General features: G+C 63.9%; 31 protein-coding genes. All 31 read left to right on the top strand.

Translation table 11 applies throughout. The features are described from left to right. Nucleotides 1-124: EF-Tu C-terminal domain-related protein (locus KIP89_RS06110; protein WP_501981776.1), on the top strand; the 124-nt coding region annotated here is incomplete at its 5' end. 96 nt (nucleotides 125-220) lie between these two features. Continuing rightward, nucleotides 221-529 (top strand): 30S ribosomal protein S10, encoded by a 309-nt coding sequence (gene rpsJ, locus KIP89_RS06105; protein WP_013166261.1) that lies wholly within the window; start codon nucleotides 221-223, stop codon nucleotides 527-529. A 22-nt stretch (nucleotides 530-551) separates the two neighbouring features. Beyond that, nucleotides 552-1,283 carry a 50S ribosomal protein L3 gene (gene rplC / locus KIP89_RS06100; RefSeq protein ID WP_213754535.1) on the top strand — a complete coding sequence of 244 codons (732 nt, stop codon included), beginning with the start codon at nucleotides 552-554 and terminating at the stop codon, nucleotides 1,281-1,283. Then, nucleotides 1,283-1,903, top strand: a complete 621-nt coding sequence (gene rplD, locus KIP89_RS06095; RefSeq protein ID WP_213754486.1) for a 50S ribosomal protein L4 — start codon at nucleotides 1,283-1,285, stop codon at nucleotides 1,901-1,903. Before rplC ends, rplD begins: the two co-directional genes overlap by 1 nt. Then, complete coding sequence (locus tag KIP89_RS06090; protein WP_213754485.1) at nucleotides 1,900-2,196, top strand: 50S ribosomal protein L23; 297 nt, start codon at nucleotides 1,900-1,902, stop codon at nucleotides 2,194-2,196. The genes rplD and KIP89_RS06090 overlap by 4 nt, the downstream gene beginning before the upstream one ends. A 22-nt stretch (nucleotides 2,197-2,218) precedes the next feature. Beyond that, nucleotides 2,219-3,052, top strand: a complete 834-nt coding sequence (rplB, locus tag KIP89_RS06085) for a 50S ribosomal protein L2 (RefSeq protein WP_213754484.1) — start codon at nucleotides 2,219-2,221, stop codon at nucleotides 3,050-3,052. A 17-nt stretch (nucleotides 3,053-3,069) separates the two neighbouring features. Continuing rightward, on the top strand, nucleotides 3,070-3,348 hold the full coding sequence (rpsS, locus tag KIP89_RS06080; protein WP_213754483.1) for a 30S ribosomal protein S19: 279 nt from the start codon (nucleotides 3,070-3,072) through the stop codon (nucleotides 3,346-3,348). A gap of 10 nt (nucleotides 3,349-3,358) precedes the next feature. Continuing rightward, entirely contained in the window at nucleotides 3,359-3,739 is a 381-nt protein-coding gene (gene rplV, locus KIP89_RS06075) for a 50S ribosomal protein L22 (RefSeq protein ID WP_018390605.1), read from the top strand. Then, nucleotides 3,739-4,446: a 30S ribosomal protein S3 gene (gene rpsC, locus KIP89_RS06070; protein ID WP_213754482.1), complete on the top strand. Its 708-nt coding sequence runs from the start codon at nucleotides 3,739-3,741 to the stop codon at nucleotides 4,444-4,446. The genes rplV and rpsC overlap by 1 nt, the downstream gene beginning before the upstream one ends. Nucleotides 4,447-4,475: 29 nt before the next feature. Beyond that, a complete protein-coding gene (gene rplP / locus KIP89_RS06065) occupies nucleotides 4,476-4,889 on the top strand; it encodes a 50S ribosomal protein L16 (RefSeq protein ID WP_213754481.1) in 414 nt (137 codons plus the stop codon). 11 nt (nucleotides 4,890-4,900) lie between these two features. Next, complete coding sequence (gene rpmC / locus KIP89_RS06060; protein WP_213754480.1) at nucleotides 4,901-5,110, top strand: 50S ribosomal protein L29; 210 nt, start codon at nucleotides 4,901-4,903, stop codon at nucleotides 5,108-5,110. Between the two features lie 10 nt (nucleotides 5,111-5,120). Next, nucleotides 5,121-5,369 (top strand): 30S ribosomal protein S17, encoded by a 249-nt coding sequence (gene rpsQ, locus KIP89_RS06055; protein ID WP_152301889.1) that lies wholly within the window; start codon nucleotides 5,121-5,123, stop codon nucleotides 5,367-5,369. Nucleotides 5,370-5,443: 74 nt separating this feature from the next. Then, a complete protein-coding gene (gene rplN / locus KIP89_RS06050) occupies nucleotides 5,444-5,812 on the top strand; it encodes a 50S ribosomal protein L14 (protein ID WP_163073307.1) in 369 nt (122 codons plus the stop codon). Beyond that, nucleotides 5,812-6,129 (top strand): 50S ribosomal protein L24, encoded by a 318-nt coding sequence (gene rplX / locus KIP89_RS06045; RefSeq protein WP_213754479.1) that lies wholly within the window; start codon nucleotides 5,812-5,814, stop codon nucleotides 6,127-6,129. Before rplN ends, rplX begins: the two co-directional genes overlap by 1 nt. Next, a complete protein-coding gene (rplE, locus tag KIP89_RS06040; RefSeq protein ID WP_305825931.1) occupies nucleotides 6,122-6,679 on the top strand; it encodes a 50S ribosomal protein L5 in 558 nt (185 codons plus the stop codon). Before rplX ends, rplE begins: the two co-directional genes overlap by 8 nt. A gap of 57 nt (nucleotides 6,680-6,736) precedes the next feature. Continuing rightward, nucleotides 6,737-7,042 (top strand): 30S ribosomal protein S14, encoded by a 306-nt coding sequence (gene rpsN / locus KIP89_RS06035; protein WP_213754478.1) that lies wholly within the window; start codon nucleotides 6,737-6,739, stop codon nucleotides 7,040-7,042. Nucleotides 7,043-7,055: 13 nt separating this feature from the next. Then, complete coding sequence (gene rpsH / locus KIP89_RS06030; protein ID WP_213754477.1) at nucleotides 7,056-7,454, top strand: 30S ribosomal protein S8; 399 nt, start codon at nucleotides 7,056-7,058, stop codon at nucleotides 7,452-7,454. A 21-nt stretch (nucleotides 7,455-7,475) separates the two neighbouring features. Further along, nucleotides 7,476-8,009, top strand: coding sequence for a 50S ribosomal protein L6 (rplF, locus tag KIP89_RS06025; protein WP_213754476.1), 534 nt, complete (start codon nucleotides 7,476-7,478; stop codon nucleotides 8,007-8,009). A gap of 12 nt (nucleotides 8,010-8,021) precedes the next feature. Then, nucleotides 8,022-8,384, top strand: coding sequence for a 50S ribosomal protein L18 (rplR, locus tag KIP89_RS06020; protein WP_213754475.1), 363 nt, complete (start codon nucleotides 8,022-8,024; stop codon nucleotides 8,382-8,384). Between the two features lie 41 nt (nucleotides 8,385-8,425). Then, the gene (gene rpsE / locus KIP89_RS06015) at nucleotides 8,426-8,977 is read left to right on the top strand and encodes a 30S ribosomal protein S5 (protein ID WP_152301896.1); all 552 of its coding nucleotides are present in this window, start codon (nucleotides 8,426-8,428) and stop codon (nucleotides 8,975-8,977) included. Nucleotides 8,978-9,002: 25 nt separating this feature from the next. Next, nucleotides 9,003-9,194: a 50S ribosomal protein L30 gene (gene rpmD / locus KIP89_RS06010; RefSeq protein WP_213754474.1), complete on the top strand. Its 192-nt coding sequence runs from the start codon at nucleotides 9,003-9,005 to the stop codon at nucleotides 9,192-9,194. A gap of 22 nt (nucleotides 9,195-9,216) precedes the next feature. Further along, nucleotides 9,217-9,708 carry a 50S ribosomal protein L15 gene (gene rplO / locus KIP89_RS06005; RefSeq protein WP_213754473.1) on the top strand — a complete coding sequence of 164 codons (492 nt, stop codon included), beginning with the start codon at nucleotides 9,217-9,219 and terminating at the stop codon, nucleotides 9,706-9,708. Nucleotides 9,709-9,763: 55 nt separating this feature from the next. After that, entirely contained in the window at nucleotides 9,764-11,095 is a 1,332-nt protein-coding gene (gene secY, locus KIP89_RS06000) for a preprotein translocase subunit SecY (protein ID WP_213754472.1), read from the top strand. Continuing rightward, nucleotides 11,092-11,676, top strand: a complete 585-nt coding sequence (locus tag KIP89_RS05995) for an adenylate kinase (RefSeq protein ID WP_213754471.1) — start codon at nucleotides 11,092-11,094, stop codon at nucleotides 11,674-11,676. Before secY ends, KIP89_RS05995 begins: the two co-directional genes overlap by 4 nt. A 184-nt stretch (nucleotides 11,677-11,860) precedes the next feature. Continuing rightward, complete coding sequence (rpsM, locus tag KIP89_RS05990) at nucleotides 11,861-12,229, top strand: 30S ribosomal protein S13 (protein WP_213754470.1); 369 nt, start codon at nucleotides 11,861-11,863, stop codon at nucleotides 12,227-12,229. Between the two features lie 115 nt (nucleotides 12,230-12,344). Beyond that, nucleotides 12,345-12,734, top strand: coding sequence for a 30S ribosomal protein S11 (rpsK, locus tag KIP89_RS05985; RefSeq protein WP_213754469.1), 390 nt, complete (start codon nucleotides 12,345-12,347; stop codon nucleotides 12,732-12,734). A gap of 130 nt (nucleotides 12,735-12,864) precedes the next feature. Further along, on the top strand, nucleotides 12,865-13,881 hold the full coding sequence (locus tag KIP89_RS05980) for a DNA-directed RNA polymerase subunit alpha (RefSeq protein ID WP_213754468.1): 1,017 nt from the start codon (nucleotides 12,865-12,867) through the stop codon (nucleotides 13,879-13,881). Nucleotides 13,882-13,954: 73 nt separating this feature from the next. Next, on the top strand, nucleotides 13,955-14,383 hold the full coding sequence (gene rplQ, locus KIP89_RS05975; RefSeq protein ID WP_213754467.1) for a 50S ribosomal protein L17: 429 nt from the start codon (nucleotides 13,955-13,957) through the stop codon (nucleotides 14,381-14,383). Nucleotides 14,384-14,501: 118 nt separating this feature from the next. Next, entirely contained in the window at nucleotides 14,502-15,971 is a 1,470-nt protein-coding gene (locus KIP89_RS05970; protein ID WP_213754466.1) for a Do family serine endopeptidase, read from the top strand. Nucleotides 15,972-15,978: 7 nt separating this feature from the next. Further along, nucleotides 15,979-17,295, top strand: coding sequence for a replication-associated recombination protein A (locus tag KIP89_RS05965; RefSeq protein ID WP_213754465.1), 1,317 nt, complete (start codon nucleotides 15,979-15,981; stop codon nucleotides 17,293-17,295). A 19-nt stretch (nucleotides 17,296-17,314) separates the two neighbouring features. Further along, nucleotides 17,315-17,698, top strand: a complete 384-nt coding sequence (crcB, locus tag KIP89_RS05960; RefSeq protein WP_213754464.1) for a fluoride efflux transporter CrcB — start codon at nucleotides 17,315-17,317, stop codon at nucleotides 17,696-17,698. The last annotated feature ends 26 nt before the right edge of the window (nucleotides 17,699-17,724 follow it).

Raw genomic sequence — 17,724 nt, 5'->3', positions numbered from 1 at the left:
CGACAACATCACGGTTGACGTGGCGCTGATCGTTCCGATCGCGATGGAAGAGAAGCTGCGCTTCGCCATCCGCGAAGGCGGTCGCACCGTCGGCGCCGGCGTCGTCGCCTCCATCATCGAGTGATCTAACAATCCCGAAGGGCGCGGGAACGCCTGCGCCCTTTTTTCGTGGTGCTCGTAATAGAGCCCTATTGACGAGCCCTCTGGGAGCCTGAAGTCAATGAACGGCCAGAACATTCGGATTCGCCTCAAGGCGTTCGATCACCGCATACTCGACGCTTCGACGCGCGAAATCGTCTCCACGGCGAAGCGCACGGGCGCCCAGGTTCGCGGCCCCATTCCGCTGCCCACGCGGATTGAGAAATTCACGGTCAATCGTTCGCCGCACGTGGACAAGAAGTCCCGTGAGCAGTTCGAGATGCGGACGCATAAGCGTCTGCTGGACATAGTCGACCCGACCCCCCAGACGGTGGACGCGCTGATGAAGCTCGACCTCGCCGCGGGTGTCGACGTCGAGATCAAGCTCTGAGAGAAGGCGAAGGGACATGGCCATGCGGTCAGGCGTCATCGCCCAGAAGGTCGGCATGACTCGCATCTTTAATGATGCGGGCGAACATGTTCCGGTCACTGTGCTGAAAGTCGATAATTGCCAGGTGGTTGCCCACCGTACGCTCGAGAAGAACGGCTACACGGCCGTCCAGCTTGGTGTCGGTAAGGCGAAGCCGCAGAACACCACCCGCGCCATGCGCGGCCACTTCGCGGTTGCGAAGGTTGAGCCGAAGCGCAAGCTCGCGGAGTTCCGTGTCGAGGAGACCGATCTCATCCCCGTCGGGGCTGAGCTCACTGTCGATCATTTCGTGGTCGGTCAGTTCGTCGATGTGACGGGCACCTCCATCGGTAAGGGCTTTGCCGGTGGTATGAAGCGTCACAACTTCGGTGGTCTGCGCGCCACTCACGGTGTGTCGGTTTCGCATCGTTCGATCGGTTCGACCGGTGGTCGTCAGGACCCCGGCAAGACCTTCAAGAACAAGAAGATGCCCGGTCACATGGGCGTCGACACCGTGACCACGCAGAACCTCAAGGTCGTCCTGACCGATGTGGAGCGTGGCCTCATCGCGGTCGAAGGTGCGGTCCCCGGTAACAAGGGTGGCTGGATCCTCGTTGCGGACGCGGTGAAGAAGAAGCTGCCGGCCGAGGCTCCCAAGCCCGGCAAGTTCCGGCTCCCGGGCACCGAAGCCGACGCGGCTCCGGCGGCTGAGGCTGCGGCCGAGGAGAACGTGTGATGGAACTCACCGTCAAAACGCTTGACGGCGCCGAAGCCGGCTCCGTGACCCTGTCCGACGAGATCTACGGTCTCGAACCGCGCCAGGACATTCTCCATCGCTGCATCGTATGGCAGCTGTCGCGCCGTCAGGCCGGTACGCACCAGACGTTGTCGCGCTCGGAAGTCAACCGCACCAAGCGGAAGATGTACAAGCAGAAGGGCACCGGCGGCGCCCGTCATGGCGCGGCTTCGGCCCCGCAGTTCCGCGGCGGCGCCAAGGCGTTCGGCCCGGTTCAGCGCAGCCATGCGAGTGAGCTGCCGAAGAAGGTCCGGGCGCTGGCGCTGAAGCATGCGCTGTCGACCAAGGCGAAGGACCAGCAGATCTTCGTCCTCGACGATGCGACGCTGTCCGAGCCCAAGACCAAGCTGCTCAAGGAGCGCCTGGCGGGTCTCGGCCTGTCGAACGCCCTCGTGATTTCGGGCGCCGAGGTGGATGCCAATTTCGGCCTTGCCTCGCGCAATATCGGTCACCTTGACGTGCTGCCCGTCCAGGGCATCAACGTCTACGACATCCTGCGTCGCCAGACCCTGGTTCTGACGAAGGCGGCTGTCGACGCTCTGGAGGCGCGCTTCAAATGAGTCTCGATCCGCGCCACTACGACGTGATCGTGTCCCCGGTCATCACCGAGAAGGCCACGGCAGCGTCCGAGTACAACAAGGTCGTCTTCAAGGTTGCTCTGACGGCTACCAAGCCGCAGATCAAGGAGGCGGTCGAGAAGCTCTTCGACGTGAAGGTCGAGAGCGTCAACACGCTGGTCCGCAAGGGGAAGACGAAGTTCTTCAAGGGCCGCAAGGGCGTGCAGTCCGACGTGAAGAAGGCGGTTGTGACCCTCGCCGAGGGACACACCATCGACATCACGACGGGTCTGTGAGCCGGGATCAGGGACCAGAGACATGGCGCTCAAAACCTTCAAGCCGGTAACGCCGAGCCTTCGCCAGCTCGTCATCGTCGATCGCTCGGCCCTGTACAAGGGCAAGCCGGTCAAGACGCTGACCGAGGGCAAGAGCGAAGCTGGCGGCCGCAACAACACCGGTCGCGTGACCGTTCGCTTCCGTGGCGGCGGGCACAAGCAGGCCTATCGCGTGGTCGACTTCAAGCGCGCCAAGCGCGACGTGGCGGCCACCGTGGAGCGGATCGAGTACGATCCGAACCGCACGGCCTTCATCGCCCTCATCAAGTATGCGGATGGCGAGCTGTCCTACATCCTGGCCCCGCAGCGCCTTGCTGTCGGCGATCAGGTGATCGCGTCCAAGAGCGTCGACGTGAAGCCCGGTAACACGGCTCCGCTCGGCAATCTTCCGGTCGGCACGATCGTGCACAATATCGAGCTGAAGATCGGCAAGGGCGGCCAGATCGCCCGGTCCGCCGGCTCCTATGCGCAGATCGTCGGTCGCGACCAGGGCTACGTCATCGTTCGCCTCAACTCGGGCGAGCAGCGTCTGGTGCATGGCGAGTGCTGCGGCACGGTGGGCGCGGTCTCGAACCCTGACCACATGAACACGAATCTCGGCAAGGCTGGGCGCAAGCGCTGGCTCGGCCGTCGCCCGCACAACCGCGGCGTCACGATGAACCCGGTCGATCACCCCCATGGCGGCGGCGAAGGCCGTACCTCGGGCGGTCGTCACCCGGTCACGCCGTGGGGCAAGCCGACCAAGGGCAAGAAGACCCGGACGAACAAGTCGACCGGAAAGTTCATCGTGTCCAGCCGGCACGCCCGCAAGAAGTGAGCGAGGGGAACTGAATTATGTCTCGATCGGTCTGGAAAGGTCCGTTCGTCGACGGCTACCTCCTCAAGAAGGCGGAAGCTGCACGTTCGTCGGGTCGTCACGACGTGGTCAAGATCTGGAGCCGTCGCTCCACGATCCTGCCGCAATTCGTTGGCGTCACCTTTGGCGTTTACAACGGCAACAAGCATGTGCCGGTCTCCGTGACCGAGGACATGGTTGGTCACAAGTTCGGCGAGTTCGCTCCGACCCGTACCTATTACGGGCACGCGGCGGACAAGAAAGCCAAGCGCAAGTAGAGGCAGGGTCATGGGTAAGGCAGCTCGTCCGCGCACGCTCGCGGATACGGAAGCCAAGGCGGTTGCACGCAATCTTCGCGTCAGCCCCCAGAAGCTCAACCTCGTCGCGGGCCTGATCCGCGGGAAGAAAGTTGCGACGGCTCTTGCCGATCTGCAGTTTTCCCGCAAGCGGATCGCCGGCGACGTGAAGAAGTGCCTGGAATCGGCTATCGCGAATGCCGAGAACAATCATGAGCTCGACGTCGACGATCTGATCGTCGCGGAAGCGCATGTCGGCAAGGGTCTGGTGATGAAGCGTTTTGCGGCACGTGCCCGCGGCCGCGCCAGCCGGATCGAGAAGCCGTTCTCGCATATCACGATCGTGGTGCGTGAAGTCGAGGAGAAGGCCTGATGGGTCAGAAGGTTAATCCCGTCGGGCTGCGGCTCGGCATCAACCGCACCTGGGACTCGCGCTGGTTTGCCGGCAAGAACGAGTACGGCCAGCTGCTGCACGAGGACATCAAGATCCGCGAAATGCTTCAGAAGCTTCTGAAGCAGGCTGCGGTGTCGAAGATCGTCATCGAGCGCCCGCACAAGAAGTGCCGCGTCACCATCCACTCGGCGCGTCCGGGCGTGGTGATCGGCAAGAAGGGCGCCGACATCGACAAGCTTCGCAAGAAGGTTGCCGAGATGACCGCCTCCGAGGTGTTCATCAACATCGTCGAGATCCGCAAGCCGGAAATCGACGCGCGTCTGGTTGCCGAATCAATCGCGCAGCAGCTCGAGCGCCGCGTCGCTTTCCGTCGCGCCATGAAGCGTGCGGTGCAGTCCGCGATGCGTCTGGGCGCCGAAGGCATCCGCATCAACTGCGCGGGACGCCTTGGTGGCGCTGAAATTGCGCGCCTTGAATGGTATCGTGAAGGGCGTGTGCCACTTCACACCTTGCGCGCGGACGTAGATTACGGTACGGCCACCGCCTTCACGACCTACGGCACCTGCGGTGTCAAGGTCTGGATCTTCAAGGGCGAGATTCTGGAGCACGATCCGATGGCGCAGGATAAGCGTCTGTCGGAAGGTGAACCGTCGGGTGGTCGTTCCTCGCGTCGCGACGCGGCGTGAACTGAGACAAAAGGAATAAGAGGCGCGACATGCTGCAACCGAAGCGCACAAAGTTCCGCAAGCAGTTCAAGGGCCGTATCAACGGTGCTGCGAAAGGCGGAACTGACCTCAACTTTGGCCAGTTCGGGCTGAAGGCCATGGAGCCGGAGCGCGTTACGGCGCGCCAGATCGAAGCCGCGCGTCGCGCGCTGACCCGTCACATGAAGCGTGCGGGCCGCGTCTGGATCCGCGTCTTCCCGGACGTGCCGGTGTCGAAGAAGCCGACCGAAGTCCGCATGGGTAAGGGCAAGGGCGCCCCCGAGTTTTGGGCGGCCAAGGTCAAGCCTGGCCGTATCATGTTCGAGATCGATGGCGTCAGCCAGGATATCGCTCGTGAGGCGCTGACCCTTGCCGCGGCGAAGCTGCCGATCAAGACGCGCTTCGTCGAGCGTATCGCCGAGTGACGGAGGGAATGATGACGAAGGCTTCCGACATTCGGACGAAGACCGCGGACGAGCTCTCGGACGAGCTGCTCAAGCTGAAGAAGGAGCAGTTCAACCTGCGCTTCCAGAAGGCCACCGGTCAGCTCGACAACACGGCGCGGGTGCGTCAGATCCGCCGCGACATCGCGCGGGTCAAGACCGTCCAGGCGCAGAAGGCCGCGTCCGCGGCCAAGGCGAAGTGAGGAGATAGCGATGCCGAAGCGTATGCTGCAGGGCGTCGTGGTGAGCGACAAGCAGGACAAGACCGTCGTGGTTCGTGTCGAGCGCCGTTTCACCCATCCGCTGCTGAAGAAGACCGTCCGCCGTTCCAAGAAGTACCATGCCCATGACGAGGGCAATGTGTGGAAGGAAGGCGACACCGTCTGGATCGAGGAGCATCGCCCCTTGTCCAAGCTTAAGAACTGGATCGTTGTCCAGGGCGAGAAGCGGGCTGAAGTCTGAGCTCCCGGTAACGGGTTTGAGGTTGCGCCGGTTATCAATGACTGCGCGCATAATTTCCGAGAAAAAGGTGCGTCATGATCCAGATGCAGACCAATCTCGACGTGGCGGACAATTCCGGCGCGCGTCGCGTCATGTGCATCAAGGTGCTTGGCGGCTCGAAGCGTAAGTATGCCCATGTCGGCGACATCATCGTGGTGTCGGTGAAAGAAGCTATTCCGCGCGGCCGCGTCAAAAAGGGCGACGTGATGAAGGCGGTCGTGGTACGCACGGCCAAGGACATCCGCCGCGTCGATGGCACCGTGATCCGGTTCGACCGCAATGCGGCCGTTCTGATCAACAACAACAAAGAGCCGGTCGGCACGCGTATCTTCGGGCCGGTTCCTCGCGAACTCCGCGCGAAGAACCACATGAAGATCATCTCGCTGGCACCGGAGGTGCTGTGATGGCTGCCAAGATCAAGAAGGGCGACAAGGTCGTCGTCCTCACTGGCCGCGACAAGGGTCGCACCGGTGAGGTGTTCGAGGTGCTTCCCAAGGAGGGGACCGCCAAGGTGCGCGGTATCAACCTGGTGAAGCGTCACCAGCGGCAGTCCGCGACCCAGGAAGGCGGGATCATCTCCAAGGAGGCCTCGCTCGACCTGTCGAATATCGCGATTGCCGATCCGAAGGATGGCAAGCCGACCCGCGTCGGGTTCCTTGTGCAGGCTGACGGCACGAAGGTGCGTGTCGCCAAGCGCTCGGGGGAGAAGATCGATGGCTGAGACCAACTATACCCCGCGGATGAAGGCCCACTATGTGGACGTCGTTCGCAACCAGATGGTCGAGCAGTTCGGCTACAAGAACGTCATGGAAGTGCCGGTCATCGAAAAGATCGTCATCAACATGGGCGTCGGCGAAGCCACTGCGGACACCAAGAAGGTTCAGACCGCCGCTGGCGATCTCGCCCTGATCGCCGGTCAGCGTCCGGTCGTGACGCGTGCCCGCCAGGCGATCTCGAACTTCAAGCTGCGCGAGAACCAGCCGGTCGGCGCCAAGGTTACGCTCCGCAAGGTGCGCATGTACGAGTTCGTTGATCGGCTCGTGAACATCGCTCTCCCCCGCGTGCGTGACTTCCGTGGGCTGAATCCCAAGAGCTTCGATGGCCGTGGCAATTTTGCCCTCGGTATCAAGGAGCACATCGTGTTCCCGGAGATCAACTACGATAAGGTTGATCAGATGTGGGGCATGGACATCATCGTCTGCACGACGGCGAAGACGGACGACGAAGCGCGCGCGCTTCTGAAGGCCTTCAACTTCCCGTTCCGTCAGTAAGCATCCCCTTCCGGCAGTGGGGCCACGGCCCCAAACGCGGAGACTAGGAGCAAATTTATGGCCAAGAAAAGCTCGGTCGAAAAGAACGAACACCGCCGGAAGCTCGTAAAGAGCTATGCCGGCAAGCGTTCGCGTCTGAAGGCCCTGGTGAGCAACAAGGAACTGCCGATCGAGGATCGCTTCGCTGCGGTTCTCAAGCTCGCGGAACTCCCGCGTAATTCGGCGAAGGTGCGCATCCGCAATCGTTGCGAGGTGACGGGCCGTCCGCGTGCGTATTACCGCAAGCTCAAGATGAGCCGGATCGCCCTCCGCGAGCTTGGCTCGCAGGGGCAGATCCCCGGTCTTGTGAAGTCGAGCTGGTGAGGAGGGCCTGACCATGTCCACGACTGATCCGATTGGTGATCTCATCACCCGCATCCGCAACGCTCAGATGCGCCGCAAGGAAACCGTGCTGACGCCCGGCTCCGCCCTGCGCGCCCGCGTTCTCGACGTGCTGGCTTCCGAAGGCTTCATCCGCGGTTATTCCGCGTCCGAGCCGGTCAATGGCCGCACCGAGTTCCAGATCGAGCTCAAGTACTACGATGGCGAGCCGGTGATCCGCGAGATTTCGCGCGTCTCCAAGCCGGGCCGCCGCGTCTATTCGTCGGTGAAGACCCTTCCCCGCGTCGCCAACGGTCTCGGCGTCGCTGTCGTCTCCACGCCGCAGGGTGTGATGGCGGACCACGAAGCCCGCGATAAGAACGTGGGCGGCGAAGTCCTCTTCACGGTCTTCTGATCGGGGAGGCAGAGAGAGCACATGTCCAAGATCGGCAAAGCCCCCATCACCGTCCCGGCCGGCGTCACCGCCTCCGTGGAAGGGCAGACCGTCAATGTGAAGGGCCCCAAGGGCGCCCTTCAGGTCACTGTCGTCGACGAGATCGACGTCAAGCTCGATAACGGCGCGCTGCTGTTTGCCCTGCGCGGCGAAACCAACCGCCACAAGGCGATGTGGGGTCTGTCGCGGACCCTCGTTGCCAATGCGGTTGAAGGCGTGACCAAGGGCTTCGAGAAGAAGCTCGAGATCAACGGCGTCGGTTATCGCGCTGCGGTGCAGGGCAAGTCCCTGAGCCTGGCTCTCGGCTACAGCCACGATGTGAACTATCCGATCCCGGAAGGGATCCAGATCGTCACGCCGAAGCCGACCGAGATTGTGATTTCCGGCATCGACCGCCAGAAGGTTGGCCAGGTCGCTGCGGAAATCCGCGACTATCGCGGCCCCGAGCCCTATAAGGGCAAGGGCGTCAAGTACGCCGGCGAATTCATCTTCCGCAAGGAAGGCAAGAAGAAGTAACGGAACTGAACCATGGCAAAGTATCAGGACGCCACCGAGCGCCGTAAGGCGCGTGTCCGTCGTGCGATCCGCACGACGGCGAACGGGCGGCCGCGCCTCTCGGTGCATCGCTCGTCGAAGCACATCTATGCGCAGATCATCGATGACGCGCGCGGGGTCACCCTCGCTGCCGCCTCATCGCTTGAAAAGGATCTGCGGGAAAGCCTGAAGACCGGCGCGGACGTTGCGGCGGCTTCGGCGATCGGCAAGCTCGTGGCGGAACGCGCCATCGCAGCCGGTGTGAAGGACGTGGTGTTCGACCGCGGCGCCTTCATTTACCACGGCCGCGTCAAGGCGCTCGCCGATGCCGCCCGCGAGGGCGGTCTCAACTTCTGAGATCACGAGCGGGTCCCCCGCAGAACGACGAGGATAAGATCATGGCTCGTGAGCGTGAGCGTGAACGCGAAGATCGCGACAACACGTTCGTGGACAAGCTGGTCCACATCAACCGTGTTGCTAAGGTAGTTAAGGGCGGCCGTCGCTTCGGCTTCGCGGCGCTGGTCGTTGTCGGTGACCAGAAGGGTCGCGTCGGCTTCGGCCACGGCAAGGCTCGTGAAGTGCCGGAAGCCATCCGCAAGGCGACGGAAGCCGCCAAGCGCGCGCTGATCCGCGTGCCTCTGCGCGAAGGTCGTACCCTGCACCATGACGTGCATGGTCACCATGGCGCCGGCAAGGTCATCCTGCGCGCGGCTCCGGCCGGTACGGGCATCATCGCCGGCGGCCCGATGCGCGCCGTCTTCGAGACGCTCGGCATGCAGGACGTGGTGGCGAAGTCGTTCGGCTCGTCCAACCCGTACAACATGGTTCGTGCGACCTTCGATGCGCTGAAGAACCAGGACAGCCCGCGTCTCGTGGCTGCCCGCCGCAGCCTCAAGGTGTCGCAGCTTCAGTCGCGCCGTCGTGTCGACGACGCCGAAGCGACCGACTGACGCCTGAAAGGTAGTGGAGCTAATCATGGCGAACAGCAACAGCACCGTTACGGTCGAGCAGGTCGGTAGCCCGATCCGCCGTCCGGGCGATCAGCGGGCCACCCTCATCGGCCTTGGCCTCAACAAGCTCGGGCGTCGTTCGACGCTCGAAGACACCCCGGCCGTGCGTGGTATGATCCAGAAGGTCCGCCACCTCGTCCGCGTCGTCGAAGCGTGACGGCGGCGAAGGAGTACAGGCGATGAGCAGCCTCAACGACATCAAGGACAACGAAGGCGCGCGCAAGAAGCGCATGCGCGTCGGTCGTGGCATCGGTTCCGGCAAGGGCAAGACCGGCGGCCGCGGCGTGAAGGGTCAGACCTCGCGCACGGGCGTCGCGATCAAGGGCTTCGAAGGCGGCCAGATGCCGATCCATCGTCGCCTTCCCAAGCGCGGCTTCCACAACATCTTCGCGCTGGACTGGAACGAGGTTTCCCTCGGCCGCATCCAGATCGCGATCGACGCCGGCAAGCTGGACGCCAAGGCGACCATCACCCAGGCGGCGCTTGTCGAGGCGGGCGTTCTGCGTCGCGTCAAGGCTGGCGTGCGCGTGCTCGGCTCCGGCGAGCTGACCTCCAAGGTCTCGCTCGAAGTGGCGCACGCCACCAAGTCGGCGCTCGAGGCGGTCGAGAAGACCGGCGGCACGGTGACGCTTCTGGCTGGTAAGCCCGAGGCTGGCGAAACGGCGGCCTGACGTTTAAGTCAGGCCTTCCGATCTTTTCAGGGCACAGTCGAGGGAGCGAAGCCCCATGGCCTCGGCAGCAGAACAGCTCGCGGCAAACCTCAATTTCGGTGCTCTGGCGAAAGCCGACGAACTCAAGAAGCGCATCTGGTTCACACTGGGTGCGCTTCTCGTGTATCGGCTGGGCACCTATATTCCGATGCCCGGGATCAATCCCGACGCGCTCGCGGACGTCTTCAAGACGGCGCAGCAGGGCATTATCGGCCTTTTCAACATGTTCTCGGGCGGCGCGGTCTCGCGCATGGCGATCTTCGCCCTGAACATCATGCCGTATATCTCCGCCTCCATCATCATCCAGCTCCTCACCACCGTCTCCCCGACGCTGGAGGCGCTGAAGAAGGAAGGCGAGGCGGGCCGGAAGACCATCAACCAGTACACGCGCTACCTCACCGTGGTGCTCGCCGTGTTCCAGTCCTACGGCATCGCCGTGGGCCTCGAAGGCTCGGGCGCCGTTGTGGCGGATCCGGGCTGGTTCTTCCGCATCTCGACGGTGATCACCCTCACAGGCGGCACCATGTTCCTGATGTGGCTGGGTGAGCAGATCACCTCGCGCGGCATCGGCAACGGCATTTCGCTGATCATCTTCGCCGGCATCGTGGCGGAGCTGCCCTCGGCCATTGCCAACACGCTTGAGCTCGGCCGTCAGGGCGCGATCTCGACCGGCCTGGTTCTGGCGGTGATTTTGATGGCCGTCGCGGTCATCATGTTCATCGTGTTCATGGAGCGGGCCCAGCGCCGGCTGCTGATCCAGTACCCGAAGCGTCAGGTCGGCAATAAGGTGTATGAGGGCCAGTCCTCGCACCTGCCGCTGAAGCTGAACACGTCGGGCGTCATCCCGCCGATCTTCGCCTCCTCGCTGCTGCTGATCCCGACCACGGTCGCGAGCTTCCTGCAGGGGCAGGGGCCGGGTTGGCTGACGACGGTGACCACACTCATCGGTCACGGCCAGCCTCTGTTCATGCTGCTCTATGTGCTGCTGATCGTGTTCTTCTGCTTCTTCTACACGGCTATCGTGTTCAATCCGGCGGAAACGGCGGACAATCTGAAGAAGCATGGCGGGTTCATTCCGGGCATCCGTCCGGGCGAGCGTACCGCCGAGTACATCGACTATGTGCTGACTCGCATCACCGTCATTGGTGCGGCTTACCTTGCGATCGTCTGCTTGTTTCCCGAGATTCTCATTTCGTATGCGGCGGTGCCCTTCTACTTCGGTGGAACCTCGCTGCTGATCGTGGTGAGCGTGACCATGGATACCGTGGCACAGGTTCAGGGACACCTGCTGGCGCATCAATATGAGGGGCTGGTCAAGAAGGCCAAGCTCAGGGGGAAGCGCCGATGAGGCTGATACTGCTCGGACCGCCGGGCGCGGGTAAGGGCACCCAGGCGCAGCGCCTGGTCGCACGCTACGGCATCGCGCAGCTGTCCACGGGTGACATGCTGCGCGAGGCGGTCCGCAACGAGACGCCGATCGGCCTGAAGGCCAAGGCGGTGATGGATGCCGGGCAATTAGTGTCGGACGAAATCGTCATCGGCATCATCTCGGACCGCATCGACGAGGCGGATTGCGCCAAGGGGTTCATCCTTGACGGTTTCCCCCGCACGGTCGCGCAGGCCGAGGCGCTCGACGCCATCCTCGGCGAGAAGGGCCTCAAGCTCGACGCCGTGATCGAGTTCAAGGTGGACCAGGACAAGCTGGTCGACCGGATTCTGCAGCGGGCGCGCGAGACGGCGGCCCGCGGCGAGCCGGTGCGCAAGGATGACGATCCGGAGATCTTCAAGACCCGGCTCGCGGCCTTCAACCGCGATACGGCGGTCGTGTCGCCCTACTATGCCGACCGGGGTCTGCTGGTCGCCGTGGACGGCATGAAGCCGATCGATGAGGTCAGCAGCGCCATCTCGGACATACTCGAGACGGTCTGAATCAGGCGCGCGGCTTGACAAGGCGACGGAATCGCCCTATGAGCCGCGCTTCACTCAAACGGGTGCCGCGCATCGACATCATTCGGTGATGTCGCGCGGCCTCGTGCGTATCTCCGCATGGGCCGGCCTCCACCGGCGCGGGGCACATTAATTCCGGTCTTCCGGATCACATGGAGAAGCCGTCGTGGCTCGTATCGCAGGCGTTAACATTCCGACCAACAAGCGCGTCATCATTGCGCTTCAGTACATTCACGGCATCGGCGCCAAGAATGCCGCCGACATCGTCGAGAAGGTCGGTATCGCGCTCGACCGTCGCGTGAACCAGCTTTCCGACCAGGAAGTGCTGCAGATCCGCGAGACCATCGACCGCGACTACATCGTCGAGGGCGATCTGCGTCGCGAAGTGTCGATGAACATCAAGCGCCTGATGGACCTGGGCTGCTATCGCGGCCTGCGTCACCGTCGTGGCCTGCCGGTGCGCGGTCAGCGTACCCATACCAATGCCCGCACCCGCAAGGGTCCGGCCAAGGCTATCGCCGGCAAGAAGAAGTGAGGGGGCGGGCTTAGGCCCGCCTTTCCGCGTCGGCGCCCTGCGCGGCCGACTGTTCCGTTTTGCACATTGTCCCGAGCGCCTGGAATAACGGGCGCGCCTGAAGGATCCGAGGTCCATGGCCAAAGAAGCTACCCGCGTTAAGCGCCGCGAGCGCAAGAACATCGCCTCCGGCGTCGCACATGTGAATGCGTCGTTCAACAACACCATGATCACGATCACCGACGCGCAGGGCAACACGATTTCGTGGTCCTCGGCGGGTGCCATGGGTTTCAAGGGTTCGCGCAAGTCGACCCCGTACGCGGCTCAGGTCGCGGCCGAGGATTGCGCCCGCAAGGCTGCCGAGCACGGCATGCGCACCATCGAGGTCGAGGTTTGCGGCCCCGGCTCCGGGCGTGAGTCGGCTCTGCGCGCCTTCCAGGCGGCCGGTTTCACGGTGACGTCGATCCGCGACGTGACCCCGATCCCGCACAATGGTTGCCGTCCGCGCAAGCGTCGGCGCGTCTGACGCTGTTTAACTGCGGCGGCGCGCAACCGCGCCGCACAGCCGCTGCGTTTGGCATTCCCTCCCGGCACCGGCCGGGGATGGTGTCGGCGGGAAGGGTGCCCGGGGCGCCGTCGAAAGCAAGGGTGACGTCGTGATTCAGAAGAACTGGCAAGAGCTGATCAAGCCTGAGAAGCTCGAAGTTTCGGTCGGCAGCGATCCGAAGCGCCTTGCGACCGTGGTCGCCGAGCCGCTTGAGCGGGGCTTCGGCCTGACGCTCGGCAACGCGCTGCGCCGTATCCTGCTCTCTTCGCTGCAGGGTGCCGCTGTCACCTCCGTGCATATCGATGGCGTTCTCCATGAGTTCTCCTCGATTCCGGGCGTGCGCGAGGACGTGACGGACATCGTGCTCAACATCAAGGACATCGCCATCAAGATGGCCGGCGATGGCCCGAAGCGCATGGTGGTGAAGCGGCAGGGGCCCGGCGTTGTTACCGCCGGGGACATCCAGACCGTCGGCGACGTGCAGGTGTTGAACCCCGAACTGGTTCTGTGCACGCTGGACGATGGCGCCGAGATGCGCATGGAGTTCACGGTCGACACCGGCAAGGGCTACGTGGCCGCCGATCGCAACCGTCCGGAAGATGCTCCGATCGGTCTCATCCCGGTCGACAGCCTCTACTCGCCGGTCAAGAAGGTGTCGTACAAGGTCGAGAACACCCGTGAAGGGCAGATCCTCGACTATGACAAGCTGACCATGACGATCGAGACCAATGGTTCGATCGCTCCCGAGGACGCGCTGGCCTACGCCGCCCGCATCCTTCAGGATCAGCTTGAGATCTTCGTGAACTTCGAAGAGCCCAAGCGCGAGGCCGAGAGCCCCGCGATGCAGGAGCTGCCCTTCAACCCGGCGCTGCTGAAGAAGGTGGACGAGCTCGAACTGTCCGTCCGCTCCGCGAACTGCCTGAAGAACGATAACATCGTCTATATCGGCGACCTGATCCAGAAGACCGAGGCGGAGATGCTCCGTACCCCGAACTTCGGCCGCAAGTCGCTGAACGAGATCAAGGAAGTGCTCGCCAGCATGGGCCTGCATCTCGGCATGGAAGTGCCGGGCTGGCCGCCGGAGAACATCGAGGATCTCGCCAAGCGGTTCGAAGATCACTACTGAGCACTGAGCGCGGCGTTCGAGCCGTCACATCAACCTATCGGCTCGAAAGCCGCCGTCTGACAGGATATTCGCCATGAACCACGGCAAAGCCCATCGCCGGTTCAACCGGACCGCAGAGCACCGCAAGGCCATGTTTGCCAACATGGCTCAGGCGCTTCTTACCCATGAGCAGATCGTCACCACCCTTCCCAAGGCGAAGGATCTTCGCCCGGTGGTCGAGAAGCTGATCACCCTCGGCAAGCGCGGCGGCCTTCATGCCCGCCGTCAGGCGATTGCCGACATCCGTGACGTCGTCGTCGTGCGCAAGCTCTTCGACGTGCTTGGCCCGCGCTACAAGGAGCGCAATGGCGGCTATATCCGCATCATCAAGGCGGGTTACCGCCATGGTGATTCGGCTCCGGTCGCCGTGATCGAGCTGGTGGATCGCGACGAGAGCGCCAAGGGCGCCGCTGATCTCGCCCGCCACGAGGCCGCCAAGGCCGAGGAAACCGCCGCGGCGTGAGCCCGGTAGCCGAATTGACATGAAGATCGGGGCGGCTTCGGCCGCCCTTTTCTTTTTGGCGGCGGAGTGCCGCAGGCTTTCCCTTTTTCCGCCGCGCGGCGAGGTCTATATCTCGTTCATGATGCGCTTCACCCCCGTCTTTGCCGCCGCTCTCGCCCTTGTCGCCTGCGCCGCGCCGCTCCAGGCGCAGACGACGACGGTTCAGGCACCGTTGGCGACACCCATGCCAATGCCGATCGAGCCGCGCGTGCCCGCCTCCCGGGCCGAAATCGGGCTCAGCTTCGCGCCTGTTGTGGCCAGAACGGCGCCGGCAATCGTCAATGTCTACGCCATGCGTGCCATGCCCGCGCGGCGCGGGCCTTCGCTGCTGGAGGATCCCTTCTTCCGGCGATTCTTCGGCGGACCGCAGGGCCCCGGCTTTGGCGGGCCCAATGAGCGCATCCAGCGTGCGCTGGGTTCTGGCGTGATCGTCGACCCATCCGGGCTCATGGTGACCAACAACCACGTCATCGAAGGGGCTGACGAGATCCGCGTCTCGCTGGCCGACAAGCGGGAGTTCGACGCCGAGGTCCTGCTGCGTGATCCGCGCACCGATCTCGCCGTGCTCAAGCTCAAGGGCGGGAAGGGGGCTTTCCCCTCCGTGGTGCTCGGCTCATCGGACGACCTTCAGGTCGGCGACATCGTGCTCGCCATCGGCAATCCGTTTGGTGTCGGGCAGACGGTGACGCAGGGCATCGTCTCGGCGCTCGCCCGCACGCAGGTGGGCATTACCGATTATCAGTTCTTCATCCAGACCGATGCGGCGATCAATCCGGGTAATTCCGGCGGTGCGCTGGTGGATGGCGCCGGCCGGGTGGTTGGCATCAACACCGCGATCTTCTCGCGCTCCGGCGGCTCGCAGGGGATCGGCTTCGCGATTCCCGCCGACATGGTTCGCGTGGTGCTCGAATCGGCGCTGAGCGGCGGCAATTCGGTGCGACGTCCCTGGCTCGGCGCGACCCTCCAATCGGTCACGCAGGACATTGCCGACAGTCTCGATCTGCCGCGCCCGGTCGGTTCGCTGGTTCAGACCGTGCGGCCGGGCAGCCCGGCGGAGAAGGGCGGGTTGCGTGTCGGCGATCTGATCGTCGGCGTGGCCGGGCAGGAGGTGGATGATCCCGACGCGTTCGGCTACCGCTTCGCCACGCGCCCGCTCAGCGGCAGCGTGCAACTCTCGGTCATTCGGCAGGGCAAGCCGCTGGCGCTCGCCATCCCCCTTCTGCCGGCGCCTGAGAGCACGCCGCGTGAGGAGGTGACGGTGACGAACCGCTCGCCGCTCGGGGGTGCCACTGTCGTCAACCTCTCGCCGGCGGTTGCCGAGGAGCTTCGCACGATCGAGGCCGAGAACGGTGTTGTGGTGATCGCCGTAGTGGAGGGCTCGCCGGCCGACATGACCAATATGAAGGTGGGCGACGTGATCCTTGAGGTGAACGGGGTCAAGATAGAGCGCACGGCCGATCTGGTACGCGTCACCGGCCAGCCGGCGCGGGTGTGGCGCATTACGCTTCAGCGCGGGGGGCGGACGCTCACCGCCATGCTGCCCGGTTGAGGCGGTCTTGAGCGATCTTTTCACGACAGGGGGGCTTGAGGCCTCGGTCCCACGCCCGCTGGCCGACCGGCTGCGCCCGCAGCGTCTCTCCGAAGTGGTCGGTCAGGAACATCTGACCGGACCGGAAGGCATCCTCACCCGCCTCACAGGCGGGCGCTCCTTCGGCTCGCTGATCTTCTGGGGCCCACCGGGAACCGGCAAAACGACGGTGGCGCGGCTGCTCGCCCGCGAGACCGAACTGCATTTCGAGCAGATCTCCGCCATCTTCACCGGCGTCGCGGAATTGAAGAAGGTGTTCGAGGCGGCCCGCGGACGGCGCGCCGTGGGGCAGGGGACGCTGCTCTTTGTCGACGAAATTCATCGCTTCAACCGGGCACAGCAAGACAGTTTCCTGCCCGTGATGGAGGACGGCACGATCACCTTGATCGGCGCCACCACGGAGAACCCATCCTTTGAACTCAACGCGGCGCTGTTGTCGCGTGCCCGCGTCCTGGTGTTCAAGGCGCTGGATGGAGCGGCCATTGAAGGCTTGCTCCAGCGCGCGGAGACGCTGGAGGGGCGGCGCCTGCCGCTCCAGCCGGAGGCGCGTTCGGCGCTCGCCGGCATGGCGGATGGCGATGGGCGCTATCTTCTCGGGCTGGTTGAGGAACTTCTCGGCCTGCCGGATGGGTCGGACCTCGATGTCGCGGCTTTGGCCGAGACGGTGCAGAAGCGTGCGCCGATCTACGACAAGGGGCAGGACGAGCATTACAACCTGCTGAGCTGCTTCCATAAGAGCCTGCGCGGCTCGGATGTGAACGCGGCCATGTACTGGGCCGCGCGCATGATCGTCGGCGGCGAGGACCCCGGCACGGTGTTCCGCCGCCTGTGCTGTGCGGCGTCGGAGGATGTCGGCATGGCCGATCCACAGGCGATGCCCATGGTGGTCGCTGCCTGGACCGCCTTTGACCGCGTCGGCTGGCCGGAGGGGCGGCTTTTCCTTGCGCAGGCCATCGCCTATGTCGCCACCGCTCCCAAATCGAACGCTGCCTATTCCGCCTTCAACGCCGCCATGGCACTGGCGCAAAAAACGGGGTCGCTCGCGCCGCCCAAATCCATCCTGAACGCACCGACCAAACTGATGAAGGATCTCGGCTACCACGCCGGCTACCGTTACGATCATGACTTCCCGGACGCTTATGCTGGGCAGGAGTTCTTTCCCGACGATCTTTCCGGCGACCGGCGACCCGATTTCTACGCCCCCAATGAGCGCGGCTTCGAGCGCGAGGTGAAAAAGCGACTGGAATATTGGGCACGGCTGCGGGCGGAGCGTCAGGGGCGGTAGAGGCGACAAGGCGGGCGGCATGAATTCGGCGATCATGATCTTCATCGGTGCGGGCATGGGCGGCGTGCTGCGCAACGCGGTCAACCTGATGGCCATGCGCCTGTTCGGGGCGCATTTTCCAATCGGCACCATGGCGATCAATGTCGTCGGCTCGTTCCTGATCGGCGTGATTGCCGGTTGGTTGACCTTCCGTGCCGGGGAGGCCTGGTCGCTTCACGCCAAGATATTCATCATCACCGGCTTTCTCGGCGGCTTCACCACCTTCTCCTCCTTCTCGCTCGATACGGCGATGCTGGTAGAGCGCGGGGAACTGGGTCTTGCGGCGGTCTATGTCGGCGGATCGGTCCTCCTCTCGCTGCTCGCCGTGTTCGCTGGCTTGGCGCTCATGCGCTCTCTCGCGTGACGGCGGGCCCCGTCTCGGCTATGTGC

Origin of the sequence: Ancylobacter radicis, from assembly GCF_018449475.1 — a bacterium.
Taxonomy (GTDB): domain Bacteria; phylum Pseudomonadota; class Alphaproteobacteria; order Rhizobiales; family Xanthobacteraceae; genus Ancylobacter; species Ancylobacter radicis.
This window is presented reverse-complemented; position numbering and strand designations above follow the sequence as displayed.